We start from the raw sequence: 18353 nt of genomic DNA on the forward strand, positions 1-18353 counted from the left end.
ATTATGCATACGGGATCCAAAGGTCACCTGGAATCCACTCTTAGGATCGTTTTGAGGACCATAGTCAAATACTGCAGTAAGCGTATCCCAGTTACGACGTCCATCTTTCCAGACATATATACCGCCATTTGCCACAACTGATCTTGGATGTTTAAGGCCGGTGAACCAATGAACCGTATCAATCTGGTGGCTCATCCACTGACCGGGAAGGCCTGAAGAATATGGCCAGAACAAACGGTATTCAAGATAAATACGCGGATCAAATTTTTCAAACGGGCGGTTCATCAGGAACTTCTTCCAGTCAGTATCCTTCTCCTGTAGTTGTTCTACAAGCCCGACACGGCGCCAGCGTCCCGGCTGGTTAACGTTCCAGGTAAGTTCAACCATAGTAATGTCGCCGAACTTGCCGGATTTGATATATTCGTTGGCAGCATGATAGTTGGCACCGCTTCTTCTTTGTGAGCCTATCTGCACAATTTTCTTTGACTCTTTTACCGCCTTCATAGCCGCCCTGTTGTCTGCCATTGTTTCTGCAAAGGGCTTTTCAACATACGCGTCACAGCCGGCTTTCACAGCTTCTATAGTGTGACCGGCATGCTGGAAATCTGCCGTACTGATAAATACTGCATCGACAATCTTTTTGCTATACAACTCTTCGTTGTTACGACAGGCAACTATGTCATGTCCCATTTTTTCTTTCCATACTGCCGAGCCTTCTTCCCTTCTCTTGTTCCAGATATCTGAAACTGCAGTAACATCGAAGTTCAGTTCTTTATAGTGTTCCATGAACGAAGGTATATGTGAAGCACGGTGCCGGTCGGAAAAACCGACGACCCCTACACGCACCCGGTCGTTTGCACCAATAATTCTTCTATAACTCTGGGCGCTGAAACCAGCATTAGCTGCAAGCACACCTGCACCGGCAAGTGCTGATTGTTTGATAAAAAAACGACGTGAATTTTTCATATGTTCAATAGTATTAATTAAGAAGTAATCTGAGTATTTGTTATGTACCGATCCATTTAAAAGATCGCCCTTAACCGGGTATTGTTTTTAGCATGCTGAAGATACTTTGTTTGAAAGTAATTAGCTTTTTGTTTCAACGTTCCTGACACCGGTGTTACCCCCACCTTCCAGGGTAAGGCTCACCGGCTTGTTTGTTTTCCATGCGCCCCTTGTATAATCAGGTATGTCAACTGTTTTAGATTTTTTAGCAACAGAACGCTCGCTGAATACACCTACCGCACTCCATGCTGCCGCATCATAAACGTCCTGATCCAATGGCAACCCGTTCCTTAAGCAATCTATCAATCTCCAGTCCATGATGAAATCCATACCACCATGCCCCCCGATCTGTTTCGCTATTGCGCCAACATGTTTCACTATTTCCGGGATGAACTTCTCTTCGAGGGATTTCATCTCTTCATCTTTTAGCCACTCATGCCCGAAAGCAATACGCTGCGGAGCGGGGTATTTGCTGGCCATGCCTTTTGTGCCACTGATAAGGTGAATCCTGGAATACGGCCTGGGTGAAGTTACGTCATGTTGGATCATCATGGTCTTACCTTTTGCGGTCCTTACCATGGTCGTGTTCATGTTGCCCCTGAATTTTGCATCACTGAACTCTTTGATTACTTCATCAGTTGCCGCCAGGTCCCTGGCCATGGCTCCCATCATAAAATCGTTACCAGACATTGAAACAAGGTGTTCCATCCTGTCGCCACGGTTTATATCAAGGCATTGTGCTATAGGTCCAAGTCCATGTGTGGGATAGAGATTTCCATTACGGGTTGCATTTTCGCGGAGGCGCCACATATCCGCGTAACCGTCCTTGCTGTTGAAATTCAGATCACGAAGATCATGAATATAGGATCCTTCCGCATGGACCAGTTCGCCCAACATCCCGTTCCTTGCCAGGTTCAAAGTAAGAAGTTCGAAAAAATCGTAGCAACAATTTTCAAGCATCATGCAATGCTTTTTTGTTTTCTCGGAGGTCTCAACAAGATCCCAGCATTCCTTTGCTGTCAGTGCAGCCGGCACCTCTGTAGCAACGTGTTTGCCGTGCCTCATTGAGTAGAGCGCAATCGGGGCGTGTAGTGACCAGGGCGTGCAACTGTAAACGAGATCGATATCATTTGACTCTGCCATGGCCTTCCATCCATCATCACCTGTATATTCCTTTGCTTTCGGAAGTCCCGCTCTGGTAAGTATCTCCTGTGCCGATGTAATTTTTTCAGGTCTTTTGTCACACAAGGCTACGATTTCAACTCCCTCAATATATGACATCCTCTTCACTGCACCCGGCCCCCGCATACCCAGTCCAACAAAACCGATCCTGACCTTATCTAATTTTGGAGCCGCATAACCACACATATTAAATTGTTGCTGCCCCGAAACCGGTTGAATGTCCCGGTTGTTTTCATCTGACTCAGCCATAACAGGAATTCCCGTTGCAAGGGTGCCCATTCCCAATGTGATGTTCCGTATAAATCTTCTCCTGTTTGAACCCATTTTACCTTGTTTGAGTATGTTTTGGCTGGAAGGCTAATGTAGGAATTATTACGCACTGAAAGACGCCAGAGTTGTAATCTCCGTTGCCTGGCAGTCTTCCTTACGGCAATATAAATGATGGGATGTAGGGAAACCGGCACTGGTCAGGACGAAAAGGATTTCGTAAAAAAGCAGTAGTTAGTCCGCCTTCTGCAGTTTCGGCCGGGGCTCCTGCGCACCGGTATTTTGGCTGAAACCCCTGGCAATGATGCTTGCAATTACAAGCTGGGCGGCATGATAAATCATAAGGGGTAATAAAATCACACCCAGCATTGGCGAGGTACTAAACAACACTTTCGACATCACGGTTCCATGAACCAGCGACTTTTTTGAGCCACAAAAAAGCGCAGCAATTGTATCCTCCCTGTTGAATCGAAGCACACCACAAACATACCTTATCACAAAATACACGATAAAAAAAAGAACCACCATGGCCGCCGTTAAGACTACTATTGTGATAATATTAAAATTTTCAAATCGTTTGTTCAGAAATGATTCTGCGAAGGATGTATATACGATTATCAGAATGATAAATTGATCAAAGTACTTAAAATACTTTTTATTCTTTTCAGCAAAAGCGCCGCCACGGCTGTTTAATGCCAACCCGGCTATAACAGGGATGAGTACCTGCACAACCAGCTTGATAATAGTATCCCCAAGGCCGGTTCCATTTGCATCCGCACCAAGAACAAGGTTTAACCATAAGGGAGTAATAAAGATTCCTATGAGGCTTGAAATACTTGCATTGAATATTGCGGCCACCATATTTCCGCGGGCGATTGACACCATGACTACTGATGAAGATACTGTTGAAGGCAGGGCAGCAAGAAAGAATACAGAAAGCCAGATATCCTGGTAACTGGTTCCGGTAAAAAACCAACGAGTGCATAATATGATCAAGGGAAATAAGAGGAAGGTGGAGAGCTGAACAACAAGGTGCAGCTTCCAGTGACCCAGGCCAGCTTTGAGCTTATCGGGATTCAACCTCAGTCCGTAAAAAAAGAAGATGAGCGAAACTCCGTAACCGGCAAACGTTGAAAGTGAGAAGCCGTTATATTCCTTTGAGCCTTCCGGCCATAACCATCCTGCAACAATCATGAGTATCAGGGCGATCACAAACCCATCAAGCCCCGCCCTCTTTAATACATTAGTGAAACCTGCTCCATTGGCCATGTGTTGCAATTAGTACTTGTTAACCTGCCTGATCTCCTGATCTGATCTCAACAAAAATATACAAATAAGGGCAGAGCAAACACAATCGTATGTGCAGTTTGAAAGGCAAAAAAAATCTGCAGGTATCAATGCACGCTCCTTCACAAGCCGCAATGAATCTGCAGAAGATTTTTGGAATACAGTGGTATCTCAGATTTCAAAGGGAAGATCATATTCCCTGCTCACGGGCCTGGAGCTTCGTGTTTTGACCACAATTTTAGCTTTCAATGGGGAACCGGTTACGAGGTAATTTTTGATATATTGATCCTCATGGACCGCCCATGATTTATCTTCAAGAAAAAATTCAGATTCTTTTGCTTTGCCCGCTTTGTATGCCCATTGCTCAACGATATTTGGTTCATAGTTAACTATAATACCCATTGCATGAACCTGTATACCCGGTACCGACGCATTGCCAAGTTCAGTGCAACCTAAAACATGCACGGATAAGGATGAACCATCTTCAAGATCCTTAACGGACCATTCGTCAATTACATTAATTTGATTTGCCATTTCATGAACTGTTTGAGCCACAAATTTACCGGTGTCGGATGCATGGCAACTATTGACTGAGCAAACCGCTACTTTATTGAGTAGTTAACCGGGAGATCCGGTGACCCTTATCAGAACGACAGTCGGCGGGTTGGTTTCAACAATGGCGTATTTGTAAGTTTGTCTGTTATCGATTTTACTTTTGCCTCATCTCCTGCAGCTTTATATAAGTTCAACAACCCTTCATAAACCCTGGGTATGTATTCATTCAGAGTCAGCGTATTCTCATAGTGCCGTATCGCTTCTGCATTATTTTTAGAAACTTCTGCTATGTAACCCCTTGTGTAACTCACCTGCGAAAGATAGAAATCATCACCTTTGTATTCTATCTTTTTCGCGAGGCTATCGGCCTGTGACATATATCCCGCATTTGCCAACAGTCGTATATAACGAAGCTGATCTGCTCCTGCCCGCATTTTGCCTGAAAGAAAAGGTTGTAAATAAACTGACACAGAATCTTTATTTCCAATCGCCTGGTAATTCTCTGCAATTTTCAGGTAGTAGTCAGGTCTCGCGCTACCGGACGCAGCAAGAATACGTTGTGCTTCACGTATCGTGCTGATGGCAGCTTCATATTTTGCGTGAGCAGTTAAAGCATCAGCATAGAGGTTCCTGTATTCGAAATTTTGTGGTTTCTGCTCTACAAATTTTTTCAGACGTTCCACTGTTGCGGAATCACCCAATACTGCCCGCACAGAAGCTGCATAGGCCAGCGCATCATCTCTCCTGTCACGCAGATAGGTAGAAATTACTGATCCTGATTTCCCATATGCTTCTGCGACCTCAATGGATTCCTGCATCATCCCATTGCGACGATACATCTCCCGGAACTGCAGATTCAAACCTGCAATTTCCTGGAAATCTCTTTCCAGACCCAGCGCTCTTTTATAAAGTGCGGCCTGTTCGTTTACGGCATCACTTGCCTTAACCAATCCGGCTCCCTGCTTCGCACTTATTAAACGGGCCATCGCACTGTAAACAGGTGCATAAGTGGAATCTGTCTTTTCGGCTTTGTTTAGCCATTGCAGGGCCGACAGAAAATCTTTCTGGTCCGACTTCAGTTGCGAATAGGCTATAAACGCGGGCAGGTATTCAGGGTCATACTGCAAAGCCGTATCCAGATACCTGCCAGCTAAACCTGGATCGCTGTTTCTTGTTCTGGCTGACAGGTTCACAAAGATCTGCGACCAGTTGCTTGCCATAGCGTTCACATTTCCGGCCAGGTAAGCTTTCTCTTTTTTTACAAGCTTGTCGAGAAAGGCGTACATCCCCGGATCTTTTGTTTTCAGATCGTTGGTTGTATTCATCGACTTGAAATCGAGTGGATGTACTTTAACCGGTTCAAAGTACGCAGGATAGGTCTGGGCGAAATATTCGCTTTCATTGTTTTGAGAATAATAATCAAGCGTCCGCTTTTCTTTCATCGCGGTATAGTAATGTGCCCGTATCTCCCTGTTTTCCTGGTCAGTCAGTACCCGGCCATGAAAAAGGTGAACGTATTCATGCAGTATCACATTCCTCTCAAGAAATGCACCCCGCTCTACGTATTCAATGGCCGCCGCGCCACTGCCGACACCACGGATATCCATCCATTGCCTGTTATCAAATGTGGTCATATAACGGAATGACTGTTGACCCATGGCAACAGCGAGGTCTATATGTAAGGGCGGTATCCTGAAACTGTTTTGCTGTTTCGAGAGAAATGGAAAATAAACAATGGAAGTGTACATCTGGTTCCAGACCATTGCCCTGGCGAGGTGACCTGGGAAATAAGCTACATCGGGGAACACCCTGGTAAAGTTTTCAGGATCGCTGATCTTTGTATTCTTCAACGAGGTCATAATGGAATCATAAACCCTGAGATATGGAATACGCTTCGACTTGATAACAGCTGAGAGTCCATTATGAGCGGGTCCATAATGTTTGATACGCCCAAGTATACGGATAAATATTGCCTGCGAAGAATCAAGCCTGGTTTTCTGATCCATTTCAAAAGCACTATAGTACACCGATGCCCGATGCAAAAGTGGTATTACTGAAGAAGGATATTTTTTTTCGATGGCAAGTATGTCCCCGATCGCTCCATTGATATCATTGTTACGGACTTTCTCATCAGCAGCCTTAAGCTCCGCTCTCACTTTTTCATCATCAGGAGCTGCATAATCTGCATAGGTCAGGTTAGTATGCCCATTTCCCCAATGCCAATGCGTTTGAAAATGGAGCGGGTTAACCGCTAATGCCAACTCCCATTGCGCGGCCATCGCATTTAATTGGGTAGCATCTATCCTTCGCCAGATAGCATAACCATAACTAAAACGTGCATCGGGATTGAAGGGATCCAGCTCCAGCGATTTCTTTAACGGCGCCTCCGCTTTATCAGGTTCCTGGTTCCAGAAATAAACATCGGCTTCCAGGAGGAAAGCCAGAGCGTTGCGTAAATCTTTTTTCTGGAGTTTAATTGCTATGGCCATAGCTTCCTTATACCGCTTCTGAAGTAATAGTGTGCGGCCAAGCATCAACATCATTTTGTCTGAAGCCGGACGGGTCTTAAGGAAAGCTTTACAGGTTTGTTCGGCCTTTTGTAATTCCCACGATTGAATCTCCAGGTAGGCTTTCAACAACACCGCCTTTTCATTTAAGGGTTGTTTAGAAAGTACTTTTTTTACCAGGCTTTCACTCTTATCAAATTCATTTTGCAGAATTAAATAATCGGCTCTTAACAGTTTTCCCTCGTCATCATCAGGAAAACTTTTTAAAACGGCCTCTGATTCTTTCCACATTCCAAGCTCCATCATCTTCGCAACAGATCGGGGATCAGTTTTGCCATTCAATCGGCTCCGGGTCTCTGCAAGCAATTTCATCGCTGTCGAAGTACTGTCCGGGTTTATAGTCTGACCCATTACTGACATCGTGATAAGGCTGCAGGCTAAGGGAAGCAAGGAGTTTAAACGAATTGATCTCATCAGATTATATAGTTTTTTCGAGCACTGTTGAATTGTTATGGCACGGTGATAACCAGGGTTCCTGTAAGCTGATATCATTTTATTTCGAAACGGTAACTGCCTGCTACCAGCCGATAAGTTGTTTGCGGTTTCGACGAACCTCCTGTTTCACCCTGCCCGGATGAACGGCCTGAAACAGGTTTGCCGTCCTCATATAGCTTTTTGCCTTCATCCAGTTGCAGCTTCAGGGTAGCAGTAGAATTGGGCGGTACCGTAACATCATAAAACACACTACCACCTGATTTTCTCCACGAAGAGCTGATTGTTCCATAAGGCCCGGTATGAGTTGCCTCAAAAGATTCGAGGCCTTCTACAAAATTCGGTTGCAATAATACATTCCTGAATCCCGGCGCCTTTTCATCTGGCTTAATCCCTCCCGGACCCTTGAACAACCAGGCGCCTATCTCACCAAACATGATATGGTTTCTGGAAATATCCGACTTCGCATCTATGGGCCAGTTTTCATAAAGTGTAGTGGCGCCGTTCACTATCCACCAACCCCAGGATGGAAAGGTTTCCTGCGAGGCAACCCTGTAAGCGATATCAGCATACCCATTTTCACTGAGCGCATTAAGTATTGCCTTTGTTCCAAGCAAACCTACATCAAGATGAAAATTATCCTGTTCAACACGTTTGGCGAGATTCGCAGCTACTTTACTTTTCAACGAATCCGGAACAACTCCCCACATCAATGGCACACAAAGTTCAGTTTGAATCCCTGAGCCATATATCCCTGTTGATTCATCAAGATATTTTTTATTTATGGCATCTTTGATCCGCGCGGCAAGGGCAGCATATTTTACAGCATCTGATTTTTTGCCGAGTATGGCCGCTGTTTTAGAAAGAATTGTCGCATCGGCATAATAGTACACCGAAGACGTGAGTTCTACAGGCGCTTTTGATTTCACAGGCACCCAATCGCCGAGGCCCCAGGTAGTAAGCCCTTCCGGCGCGCGACTGCTTATCTGGTCAACATAAAGCCTGATATTTTCATAGCAGTTGCCCAGGAGACTTGTATCACCATAAAACAGGTAAATGTTCCAGGGAATGATTGCGATAGTGCTGGTCCAGTCTGGTCCGTTTCCCCATTCATATCCCCAGCCGCCTGTAGGGATGATGGAAGGTAATACTCCGTTTGGTTGTTGTTCGTCCCTGTGATCAGCCATCCACTTTTCATAAACAGTTATTCCGTCGAAATTATAAAGCCCAGTCTCGATAGCTATATGCGCGTCTCCTGTCCAGCCGTTTTTTTCGCGTTGAGGACAATCCGTAGGATAGCCAAACAGATTTGACAGATATGCATTGTTGGTTGCACTCCAGATTTTGTTGATCGTTGGATTTGAAGACCTGATACTGCCTGTTGGAGGCACGTTGCTATGCATAAAGTAACCAGACAGGCTTTCTTTATTGAGGGTGATGGGTTTGTTACTTGTTACTTCAACATATTGAAAACCCTTGTAATTGAAATGGGGCATAAAGGTTTCGGACCCGTTACCACCCAGGATATAAACGTCAGTCTGAAACGGGTCTTTGTCATCCCTGGGCCGGTAATGAACATTTATGTTTGACATATCTACCCTGCCATTTTCATAAACCTGCTCCGCATGCTGAAGCCGGATGGTGGTACCCGCCTCTCCCTGCAGGGTGATGGCACTAACACCGGCAATGTTTCTTCCCAGATCAAAAACATAAACGGTATCACTTATCTTCTTCAAACCAACTGCAGCAATTTTTTCAACATGTTCAACGGGGTGCATCAGTTGGGACACGATGTTCCCGGAAGGCGCCGACCGGTAGATAACATTTTTCCACTTACTTTCATCAAATCCTGCTTTGTTCCATCCCGGTTGTATCAGCCTGGCATCCTGGTGTTCAGCGGTGTAAATACTATTAAAGATCACTGGTCCGGTAGAGGTTTTCCATTCTTTACCTGATGTGATTAGTTCCTGGCTTCCATCTTCATATGTGATCCGCAGGTCCAGGCAAAAAGCCGGACGGGCCCGCCACGGAGCATGGTGAAAATTCCAGACAGCGGTTGACTGATGATTGTACCATCCATTACCGAGCATCACCCCTATTCCATTGTTACCCTGCTTCACCTGCTTAGTGACATCATATGTTACATACATGGTACGGCGGTCAAACCTGGTGTACATCGGGTCGAGGCGATGATTTCCGATCCTCTCCCCATTCAGGTATAGTTCATACAAACCTGCAACCGCTATATATGCCCGGGCAGATCTGATCTTTTTATCAGTTCTAAATTCCTTCCTGAACAGACCTGCCGGCCTGGTATTCACATCATCAATATCACTTATCCATGATCCCTTCCAGTTTGTGTTATCCATCATCCCGGTTTCGAAACTGCTCATTACCGGCCTGGATTTTATTCCCTTCCTATCCCTTGCTAAAACCTTCCAGTAATATTTTGTAAACGGCTTCAGCGCAACGCCGCGATAAGTCACCATTTGGGCGGCACCATTGGATGTGGAAGCCCGCAAATGCCAGACTTTTTGCTTCATGAGCGAATCAGTGGCAACGATAATCGAGTAGCCTTTCTGGGCGGCACCTCTACGATCGTCAACAATGCTCCACGATAGCCTCGGATGATATGAGTCGACACCTATAGGATTAGCCAGATATTCGCACTGAAGGTTGACCACCCGGTTCTGGCTATAGCTGCTTAAGTGAATGCCGGAAAAAATGATCAGGAAAATGACAGCACCCGGACCGGAATACATCCTGTTGAATTTCATATAAGCTGGAGTTTTTTCGGGCAACGGTACCTGAGATAAATTTTATATATGGATGATGACCCGAACTTAGTCGTGACAAGATAATGAAATATTATGCATGAGCTTCTGAGGTGGGCGGTTCCTGGCCAGCATTAAGTTGAAAGCTGAAAATATTTTTTCGCTAAGTTTGACCATCCAAACTAGTAATGTTTATGAGAAAAATCTGCCCACTTGGGTTAGCACTGATGCTTACATTATCATTGAATGCGCAGCAAAGGCAAAACCGGCCCCCGGCGGCTGATGCATCCGCCGCTTCGGCTCCGACTGCGCCTGCACCAGCGCGGGAGGAAAAACCATCATCCTCCAATCTCGTTTTCAATCCGGAGTCTTCGGTTACAACCACACATGAAGTGACGATTAAAGGTCAAAAAATACCATATAAAGCTACAGCAGGTACTATGCCTGTTTGGGATGAAGATGGTAAAACGATTGCCGGACTTTTTTATACCTATTATGAGCGCACAGATATCAGGGATCGTGCAAGCCGCCCACTGGTTGTTTCCTTTAACGGGGGTCCGGGCTCAGCTTCTGTCTGGATGCATATCGCATATACAGGTCCAGCACTACTTAATATAGACGATGAAGGTTATCCTGTTCAGCCTTACGGTTTCAAAGAAAACCCTCACTCTATCCTGGATGTGGCAGATATCGTTTTTATTGACCCGGTAAATACCGGTTATTCAAGGATGATGAAAGATGCCCCGAAAACAAAATTTTTTGGCGTAAATGCTGATATCAAATACCTCGCAGAGTGGATCAATACTTTTGTTACACGTTATAATCGTTGGGCTTCGCCAAAATACCTCATCGGTGAAAGCTATGGAACAACCCGGGTTTCAGGTCTCGCACTGGAACTACAGGAAACACAGTGGATGTACTTCAATGGTGTTGTTCTTGTTTCTCCGACCGACCTTGGAATTGAAAGAGGGGCGCCCGTTGATGCTGCCTTAAGGCTTCCATATTTTGCCGCAACTGCATGGTACCATAAAAAGCTTCCTGCCGATCTTCAACAAAAGGATCTCAATGCGGTGCTTCCGGAAGTTGAGGCGTTTACTATGGACGAACTGGTAGCAGCTATGTCAAAAGGTTCAATGCTTTCAGCCGAAAAGAAAAAGACTATTGCAGCGAAAATGGCCAGGTATTCAGGTTTATCAGAAGAAGTAATTCTGCAAAATAACCTGGATGTATCAACAAATTTATTCTGGAAAGAATTACTCCGGGATAAAGGTTTCACTGTCGGAAGACTTGATTCGAGATATCTTGGGATAGACAAACAGGATGCAGGACTTTCACCGGACTTCAATGCCGAACTAACATCATGGCTGCATTCGTTCACCCCACCGATCAATATGTATATGAGGGAGAAACTCAACTATAAAACTGATTTCAAATACAACATGTTCGGCCCGGTAAGACCCTGGGATAATACCAACAACAGGACAGGTGAAAACCTTGGGAAGGCGATGTCTGCCAATCCTTATCTTCATGTGCTGGTTCAGTCGGGCTATTATGATGGTGCCTGCGACTACTTCAATGCCAAATATAATATGTGGCAGATTGATCCTTCGGGCCGGCTTAAAGATCGCATCAGTTTCCAGGGCTACCGCAGCGGACATATGATGTACCTGCGCAAGGAAGACCTGGCATCAAGCAACGAACACATCCGGCAATTTATAAAACAGTCAACACCTAAACCCGGTCAGCCCGCACAGTACAAAGCAGCTTTTTAATATAGTGGCTTAAACCATATCTTGCAATCTTTTTCGAACTCAATGTGATTTGTTATATGAAAAAAATTTTGATTTGCGCGGTTGCCGCGAGCTTGCTTTCGGGTATTACCAGGGTAGAAGCAAATGATAATGGACCATCGGCGGACACCTCAGCCAATACAACGCTGGTATTGCCAAAGGGCTTCAAAGTGACCATAGTTGCAGAAGGATTCGGCGGAGCACGGCATATAGCCGTTAACAGGCAGGGTGGCATTTATGTAAAATTGTCCAGACTAAAAGACGGCCATGGTATCTGGTACCTCAGGGACACAAACGGTGACGGTGTTATAGATATTCAGAAAGGATTTGGAAACTATCCGGGAACAGGAATTACTATAAAAAATGATTACCTGTATGCCTCTTCTAATGATGATGTGTTTCGATATAAGCTGGATGCAAAAGGTGAAGTGATCAACCCCGATCAACCGGAAAGAATAATTACCGGCCTGGTGAATCATAACCGTGATAATGCCAAACCGCTGGCCGTTGACGATAACTCCAACATTTATGTAAATGTCGGATCCTATAGCAATGCCTGCATCATCGATGAAAAGTCTAAGGTCGCTCCAATGCCTTGCCCGCTGCTTGATTCGGTAGGCGGTATCTGGGTTTTCAAAACAAACAAGCTTAACCAAACCATGAGTAGCGCCAATCGCTATGCTACCGGTTATAAGAATTCTGTAGCTATAGATTGGAACGAGAGAACGAAATCTTTGTTCCTGCTTCAGCATGGCCGCGACCGGCTCGACGACTACCCTCAATATTATTCAAAGGAAGACAATACCTTGTTACCTGCAGAGTCGATGTACGAGGTTCGCAAGGGTACGAATGGTGGTTGGCCCTATTCCTATTTTGATCATAAAAAAGGGAAAGCTATGCTTGCCCCTGAATACGGCGGGGATGGAAAAAAAGAAGCAACGGTAAAGGCACAGATTCCAACTGTGAATTTTCCTGCCCATCTCGCACCCAATGGTCTGCTTTTCCACACTGGCAAAGGTTTTCCTGCTAAATATAAGGACGGGGCGTTTATAGCTTTTCACGGCAATTCCGCCGAGTTAAAAAAAGGATACCTGGTTGGATTTGTACCTTTCCAGGGGAATAAACCTTCCGGGAAATGGGAAATTTTTGCTGATAATTTTACTACTCCCAATAATCCTCACCGCCCCTGCGGCCTGGCTGAAGCACCGGACGGATCCATTTATATAACAGACGATACCAAAGGGACCATTTACAGGGTCACTTATGCTAAATAAAAACAACCCGGCTGAAATAAATTATAGTTTTAGCAGTTTAGAGGGAATGCAGTGGCATTCCCTTTTTATTGCATGACCAACCAGATAAGGGAATACCACTAAAATCAAGATAAAGGTGACAGGTAAAATCATATTTGAACCGCGCACGAATTTTGTGAATATTTGCAAGTATTTTTCCATCTAAGCTGTCAGCCAGCGATTGGAACTGATAAAATTTAATTGACTCGTATGCCCGTTAGAGTAACAAGAAAAAATGTGATGTTTGAACCCGATTCAAGCAGGGTTATTGCAAGATTGCTTTATACCAACCAGGAAAGAAGTATTGCACTGGTTAAAAGGATCATGGAGCTTTCCCCAAAAAAACAACAGGAGGTACTCACTGAAGTTTTGCGCGATTATTCCAAACGTCATCGTAGCATTTCAAAAATTTTTGAAAAGCATTTTAACAAAATGGCTGCTACACTGGGGCCCGAACATATCGACGTTGGCTCTTTTACCATGAATCAAAAAGTACTCATCGGCGCCTATTGCACCATGGAGTATAGTATTGAAGCAGCGGCATTTTTTAATCCTTCTATGGTAGAAGATCCCGACCAATCCGGTCTGGGTCAAAATCAGAAAAGAGTCATCATCAGTTTCAGGGCAACAGGCGAAGGACATGTATCCTCTATAGTTTTCAGGTCGGGGATCATCGATACCGATTCCAACATTATCATAGAGCAGCCCGGTAAAATGCTGGAATCTCCTGAACATTCAAAAAGCCATACCTATTATAAGGCGCAGTTCCTTGAAAAGTTGGAGGAGATGCAGGATTGCAGCAGCCAGGCGTTTTCCATTATAATGGAGAGGCTTTCTGAAACTTTCACCTATGAGGAATTAAAAAAACTGGTTGAGGAGACAAAACACAAACTACATGATACCGGTTCACTGGTATTGCTCAATGAAATGATGTGGCTCGCGAAATCACATTATGAAATGGATTTTTCCGTGGACACATCTATCTCGGAGCGCGTAATTTTTCCGCTTGCCCAGACCGAACAAAAAGGTATTGAAGATGCAAGGTTCGTCAAGTTTACGGACGATGACGGAGAGGTGACCTATTATGCAACTTATACAGCATACGACGGCATCACTATCCTGCCAAAATTATTAGAGACCAAGGACTTTTATCACTTCAAGGTTTTACCCATCCATGGAGAAGTAGCCCAGAACAAGGGAATGGCACTGTTTCCACGTAAAGTAAACGGTAAATACGTTATGCTGTGCCGGATAGACGGAGTAAACAATTATATAGCCTTTTCAGACAATATAAACGTCTGGCGCAAGGCAGATATACTGCAAACACCAAAATTTCCGTGGGAGTTTGTTCAGATGGGAAATTGCGGCTCACCCATTGAAACTCCGGAAGGCTGGCTGGTAATTACGCATGGCGTCGGACCAGCAAGGGAATATGTATTAGGTGTGTCTTTGCTTGATTTGGAAAACCCGGAAATAGAAATCGGGCGGCTTGAAACGCCGTTGCTGGTTCCAAATGAAAAAGAGCGTGAAGGTTATGTACCCAATGTAGTGTACTCATGTGGTTCACTCATCCACATGGATACGCTTTATATACCCTATGCAATGTCTGATTACGCCTCAACCTATGCCACGGTAAATGTAGAAGAATTGATTGCCGCTTTAAAAAAGTCAAAAGTCATGGCCTGAAAAACAGCAAGGCCTGAAACAAAGCAGGAAGGACGCAAAGGCCCGGTGCTAACAAGCGCCGGATTAACCATTACTTAAGATTTGGTTGTACACGCTTAAATAGTCTTCGGTCATTTTTTCCTGGGAAAATTTTGCCTGAACATGGGTCCGGCAGTCTTTTCTGTGTAGTTCACCAATCCGCTTTGCTGCACGCGCAGCTTCATCAGCGTCGGCCACCAGGTATCCTGTCCTGCCGTTTACGATCAGCTCAGGCATTGCACCCCTGTTGTAAGCAATAACAGGTGTGCCGCAACACATTGCTTCTGCAACACTTAAACCGAAGGGCTCATCAAAGCTTATAGGATGCAGAAGTGCCAGGGCACCACCGAGTACCTGGTTCCTTTTTTCGGGTCCGCAATTGCCGATATATGATACCTTTTTGTTATCAACAAATGGTTCCACCTTTTCCTTATAATATTGTTCGTCCTGGATCAGGCCTGCAATGATAAGCTTATGTCCGGATCGCCTGGCGATTTCAATAGCTTCCGCCGCTCCTTTATGGGGATGTATCCGGCCGAAAAACAGGAGGTAATCACCGGGATCTTCGTTCAGTGTGAAGGCCTTTATGTCAATGCCGTTATATACTGTTGCTATGTAGTTGAGTGACCCGTTTCTGTCGGCGTTACTGATGGAAACATAATGAGTGTTGGTATTATATTTTTTGTACACCGGTACAATCAGTGGAGATGAAAATCCGTGGATAGTGGTGACCATCGGTGTCCTGATCAACTTTGAATAAGTAAGCGGGAGAAAATCGTAATGATTGTGAATGATGTCAAATTCAGCCGCTTTTTCCATCAGGTTGCTGATATGAAGTGATTCATTCACTTTTACATCGGCTGCGGGATCATCACCGTATGGTTTTGGAATAACGGCAGCCAGTTTCCCGGCTGTGATTGAATCGCCTGAAGCAAACAGTGTAACATCATGACCTGCCAATACCATTCCTTCGGCGACCGCGGAAGCCACCTGCTCCCATGGCCCATACTTTTCAGGAGGAGTTCTCCATGCTATAGGTGAAAGAACGGCTATCTTCATGATGCTAGTTGTCACTTTTATAAAAATCTTCAAATGCTCTAAGCACCGTGAGATGTGAGATGAGATAGGCAAGTGTACTCTCCGCTCCCTGGTTCCGGTTCACACCATAACTTTCGAGTCCATCGCAACAACCCTTCGTTTCAAAATCATACAGGCTCATCCTTAGGTCATTTTCACCAAGGAACCACATAAACGAAGTATATAATTTTGTGAGATATTGTTTGTCTTTGGTAACCTCGTATGCCTGGTGGAACATCAGTACCATGGCAAGTGCATCAAGTGGTTGCTGCCCAAACATGGATTGTGTGCCATCGCGAAAGTACCATTGCTGGTTACCAATGATCGACAGGTAGCCCTGGCTCATTGTTTTGTCGGCCAGGAAATGCATACTTTCTATAGCAACATGCTTCACTTTGTCATCATTGAGAATGCCGGCAGCATGCAACAGGGCGTTCGGTAACATACCATTGTCATAAGCTAGTAAGCTTTCAAACCAATGCCAGTCGTCTGTACGGCATTTATCATATTCGTTAATAAGAACATAAGCCATCCTTCTTAATCGCTCAATCATTCCATCATCAGAGGGATTTGCCCTTAGATAGTAGCTTATGCCTATCATCGTGTTGGCGATACTGCGGATCGACTGAAGTTTTTCAAAATACACTGCAGCTTCAAAAAAGATTTCCTTTCCCGACTGGTAGTAAGCGTCATTAGGGGCGTTTCCAATAAGAAATCCAAGTGACCAGATGGCGCGGCCGAATGAATCTTCCGAACCTACTTCATCCAGGAAATTGCGGTTAAAACTTAAAAAGTTCCTGAATGTTCCATCATCATTTTGCATATAATGGATATAACTCAGGTATATAGGGGAAAGTGCCAGTGCGAGTGGATGTTTCTTTTGTTTGAAGGCCATCAGTACCATGAGAAGTGCCCGTGCATTATCATCGAGGCAATAACCTTCTTTAAGATTCGGTATCCCGAATTTGGCGTGCTGGATAATGCCCGTATCGTCGGTCATCCGTTTGATATGATCAAGTGAAAAAGGCGGTAATAGCTGGGGATCAAACAGAGGCTCTTTTTTTGTAGGCCGCGCAATATATTCACGAAGAATCGTATCCAGTGTCTCGTGATATCTTTCTCCTATGTTAGGCCAGGTAATCTCACGTCCATAGTCATACGCTTTTTTGCGGAGCCGCAACATTTCCTGGGGTTTATCGAGCAACTCCATCAGGATGGAAGACAAACCTTCGGAATCATTGAAATCAAACAATCTGCCGCGTCCATCGGATAACAATTCCTCTGCGTGCCAGTAAGGAGTAGAAATAACAGCGGCTCCCGCACCCACCGCGTAAGATAATGTGCCACTGGTGATCTGCGCCTCGTTCAGGTAGGGTGTGATATATATGTCTGAAGCAAAGAGATATTTAAATAACTCTTTCTGATTAATAAATTCATTGAGAAACAACACGTGTTTTTCAAGTTTCAGGTTTTTTATTAATCGCAACAGGTAAATCCGGTATTCTTCGCCGGAGTGCCGAAGTACAGCTGGATGTGTTTTCCCAAGTATGATATATATTGTTTCGGGATATTTTTCGACTACCGACGGCAAAGCCTTGATTACTGTCTCTATTCCCTTGTTGCGGCTGATAAAACCAAAGGTCAGGAGCACCTTTTTATTTTCAAGTTTAAATTCCTTTTTAGTTGCGACCTGGTTAAACTGGAGATCAGGCACCCCGTGTTCAATGATTTCAATTTTTGCAGCAGGTATGGAATAAATGTCAGTCAGAAACTCAACTGCTTTATTACTCATAACAATCACCTTATCTGCCATCTTACATATTTCCGTAAGTATCGCCTTCTCATTGTATGACGGGGTTTTCAACACCGTGTGCAGTGTAACAATCAGAGGAATCTCCAGGCGGTGCAGCAAGGGGAGAATATAAACCCCATTCTGGCCACCGTAAATTCCATACTCGTGTTGGAGAACGCAAATATCGGCACCGGATATATTGATGAACTTGGCTGCTTCAATGTAGTCGCCCTGTTGTTCCTGGGCAATTTCAAACTTCACTTCTTCCGGATAATCATATTCTTCTTCCGTATCGTTCATTGCTATAACCAACCCCGTATTAGTAGACCCCCCTTCGCCCTTGTTATCTGTGAGCGACCGGTAAAGGTTCCGGGTAAATGTTCCGATTCCGCATTCTCTTGGCGGGTAACTTGCTATAAATGCGATTTTCATGATTATGTATTAATTATTGGGCTTACCGTGAATTGCACGGAGTTGCCATGTTAGTCCTAACAACTTAAACACTGATAAGTTATCAGCAAAATACGGTGATGTGGAAGGGGCAGACAAAGGGGAACAACGGGGGGCTCCGGGCTCAATGAAGCCCGGATGGTGAGGGAATACGGATAAGTTGGAAAATAAATTAACTG

At 44.7% G+C, this 18353-nt stretch carries 11 protein-coding genes; 3 read left to right on the plus strand and 8 right to left on the minus strand.

Going from position 1 to position 18353, the window contains the following annotated elements:
* The 6 genes from ACX0G7_RS26350 to ACX0G7_RS26375 form a co-directional block, all read right to left on the minus strand.
* The coding region (locus ACX0G7_RS26350) for a Gfo/Idh/MocA family protein (RefSeq protein ID WP_458926538.1) at positions 1–966 on the minus strand (966 nt) is incomplete at its 3' end.
* 120 nt (positions 967–1086) lie between these two features.
* The gene (locus ACX0G7_RS26355; protein WP_458926539.1) at positions 1087–2511 is read right to left on the minus strand and encodes a Gfo/Idh/MocA family protein; all 1425 of its coding nucleotides are present in this window, start codon (positions 2509–2511) and stop codon (positions 1087–1089) included.
* A 177-nt stretch (positions 2512–2688) separates the two neighbouring features.
* Positions 2689–3723: a bile acid:sodium symporter family protein gene (locus ACX0G7_RS26360; RefSeq protein ID WP_458926540.1), complete on the minus strand. Its 1035-nt coding sequence runs from the start codon at positions 3721–3723 to the stop codon at positions 2689–2691.
* A gap of 189 nt (positions 3724–3912) precedes the next feature.
* Positions 3913–4275, minus strand: a complete 363-nt coding sequence (locus tag ACX0G7_RS26365) for a hypothetical protein (RefSeq protein WP_458926541.1) — start codon at positions 4273–4275, stop codon at positions 3913–3915.
* A 110-nt stretch (positions 4276–4385) separates the two neighbouring features.
* Entirely contained in the window at positions 4386–7277 is a 2892-nt protein-coding gene (locus tag ACX0G7_RS26370; protein ID WP_458926542.1) for a hypothetical protein, read from the minus strand.
* A gap of 74 nt (positions 7278–7351) precedes the next feature.
* Positions 7352–10072 carry a glycoside hydrolase family 78 protein gene (locus ACX0G7_RS26375; RefSeq protein ID WP_458926543.1) on the minus strand — a complete coding sequence of 907 codons (2721 nt, stop codon included), beginning with the start codon at positions 10070–10072 and terminating at the stop codon, positions 7352–7354.
* Positions 10073–10263: 191 nt separating this feature from the next.
* Between ACX0G7_RS26375 and ACX0G7_RS26380 the strand changes: the two genes are divergently transcribed.
* The 3 genes from ACX0G7_RS26380 to ACX0G7_RS26390 all read left to right on the plus strand — a co-directional run bounded on the left by ACX0G7_RS26380 (position 10264) and on the right by ACX0G7_RS26390 (position 14837).
* Entirely contained in the window at positions 10264–11841 is a 1578-nt protein-coding gene (locus tag ACX0G7_RS26380; RefSeq protein WP_458926544.1) for a S10 family peptidase, read from the plus strand.
* A gap of 56 nt (positions 11842–11897) precedes the next feature.
* Complete coding sequence (locus tag ACX0G7_RS26385; protein WP_458926545.1) at positions 11898–13133, plus strand: PQQ-dependent sugar dehydrogenase; 1236 nt, start codon at positions 11898–11900, stop codon at positions 13131–13133.
* A 228-nt stretch (positions 13134–13361) separates the two neighbouring features.
* Entirely contained in the window at positions 13362–14837 is a 1476-nt protein-coding gene (locus ACX0G7_RS26390) for a glycoside hydrolase family 130 protein (RefSeq protein WP_458926546.1), read from the plus strand.
* 63 nt (positions 14838–14900) lie between these two features.
* On the opposite strand, the gene ACX0G7_RS26395 is transcribed toward ACX0G7_RS26390, so the two are convergent.
* Together ACX0G7_RS26395 and ACX0G7_RS26400 are read right to left on the minus strand one after the other, a co-directional pair.
* The gene (locus tag ACX0G7_RS26395; RefSeq protein WP_458926547.1) at positions 14901–15914 is read right to left on the minus strand and encodes a glycosyltransferase family 4 protein; all 1014 of its coding nucleotides are present in this window, start codon (positions 15912–15914) and stop codon (positions 14901–14903) included.
* A gap of 4 nt (positions 15915–15918) precedes the next feature.
* Positions 15919–18156 carry a glycosyltransferase family 4 protein gene (locus ACX0G7_RS26400; RefSeq protein WP_458926548.1) on the minus strand — a complete coding sequence of 746 codons (2238 nt, stop codon included), beginning with the start codon at positions 18154–18156 and terminating at the stop codon, positions 15919–15921.
* Positions 18157–18353: the final 197 nt, after the last annotated feature.

Source organism: Flavitalea antarctica (assembly GCF_054461535.1).

What these genes read in the sequence shown, in the direction of transcription:
- ACX0G7_RS26355 (WP_458926539.1), bottom strand. Translation starts at nt 2,511, where the DNA reads ATGGGTTCAAACAGGAGAAGATTTATACGGAACATCACATTGGGAATG.
- ACX0G7_RS26360 (WP_458926540.1), bottom strand. Translation starts at nt 3,723, where the DNA reads ATGGCCAATGGAGCAGGTTTCACTAATGTATTAAAGAGGGCGGGGCTT.
- ACX0G7_RS26365 (WP_458926541.1), bottom strand. Translation starts at nt 4,275, where the DNA reads ATGGCAAATCAAATTAATGTAATTGACGAATGGTCCGTTAAGGATCTT.
- ACX0G7_RS26370 (WP_458926542.1), bottom strand. Translation starts at nt 7,277, where the DNA reads ATGAGATCAATTCGTTTAAACTCCTTGCTTCCCTTAGCCTGCAGCCTT.
- ACX0G7_RS26375 (WP_458926543.1), bottom strand. Translation starts at nt 10,072, where the DNA reads ATGAAATTCAACAGGATGTATTCCGGTCCGGGTGCTGTCATTTTCCTG.
- ACX0G7_RS26380 (WP_458926544.1), top strand. Translation starts at nt 10,264, where the DNA reads ATGAGAAAAATCTGCCCACTTGGGTTAGCACTGATGCTTACATTATCA.
- ACX0G7_RS26385 (WP_458926545.1), top strand. Translation starts at nt 11,898, where the DNA reads ATGAAAAAAATTTTGATTTGCGCGGTTGCCGCGAGCTTGCTTTCGGGT.
- ACX0G7_RS26390 (WP_458926546.1), top strand. Translation starts at nt 13,362, where the DNA reads ATGCCCGTTAGAGTAACAAGAAAAAATGTGATGTTTGAACCCGATTCA.
- ACX0G7_RS26395 (WP_458926547.1), bottom strand. Translation starts at nt 15,914, where the DNA reads ATGAAGATAGCCGTTCTTTCACCTATAGCATGGAGAACTCCTCCTGAA.
- ACX0G7_RS26400 (WP_458926548.1), bottom strand. Translation starts at nt 18,156, where the DNA reads ATGAAAATCGCATTTATAGCAAGTTACCCGCCAAGAGAATGCGGAATC.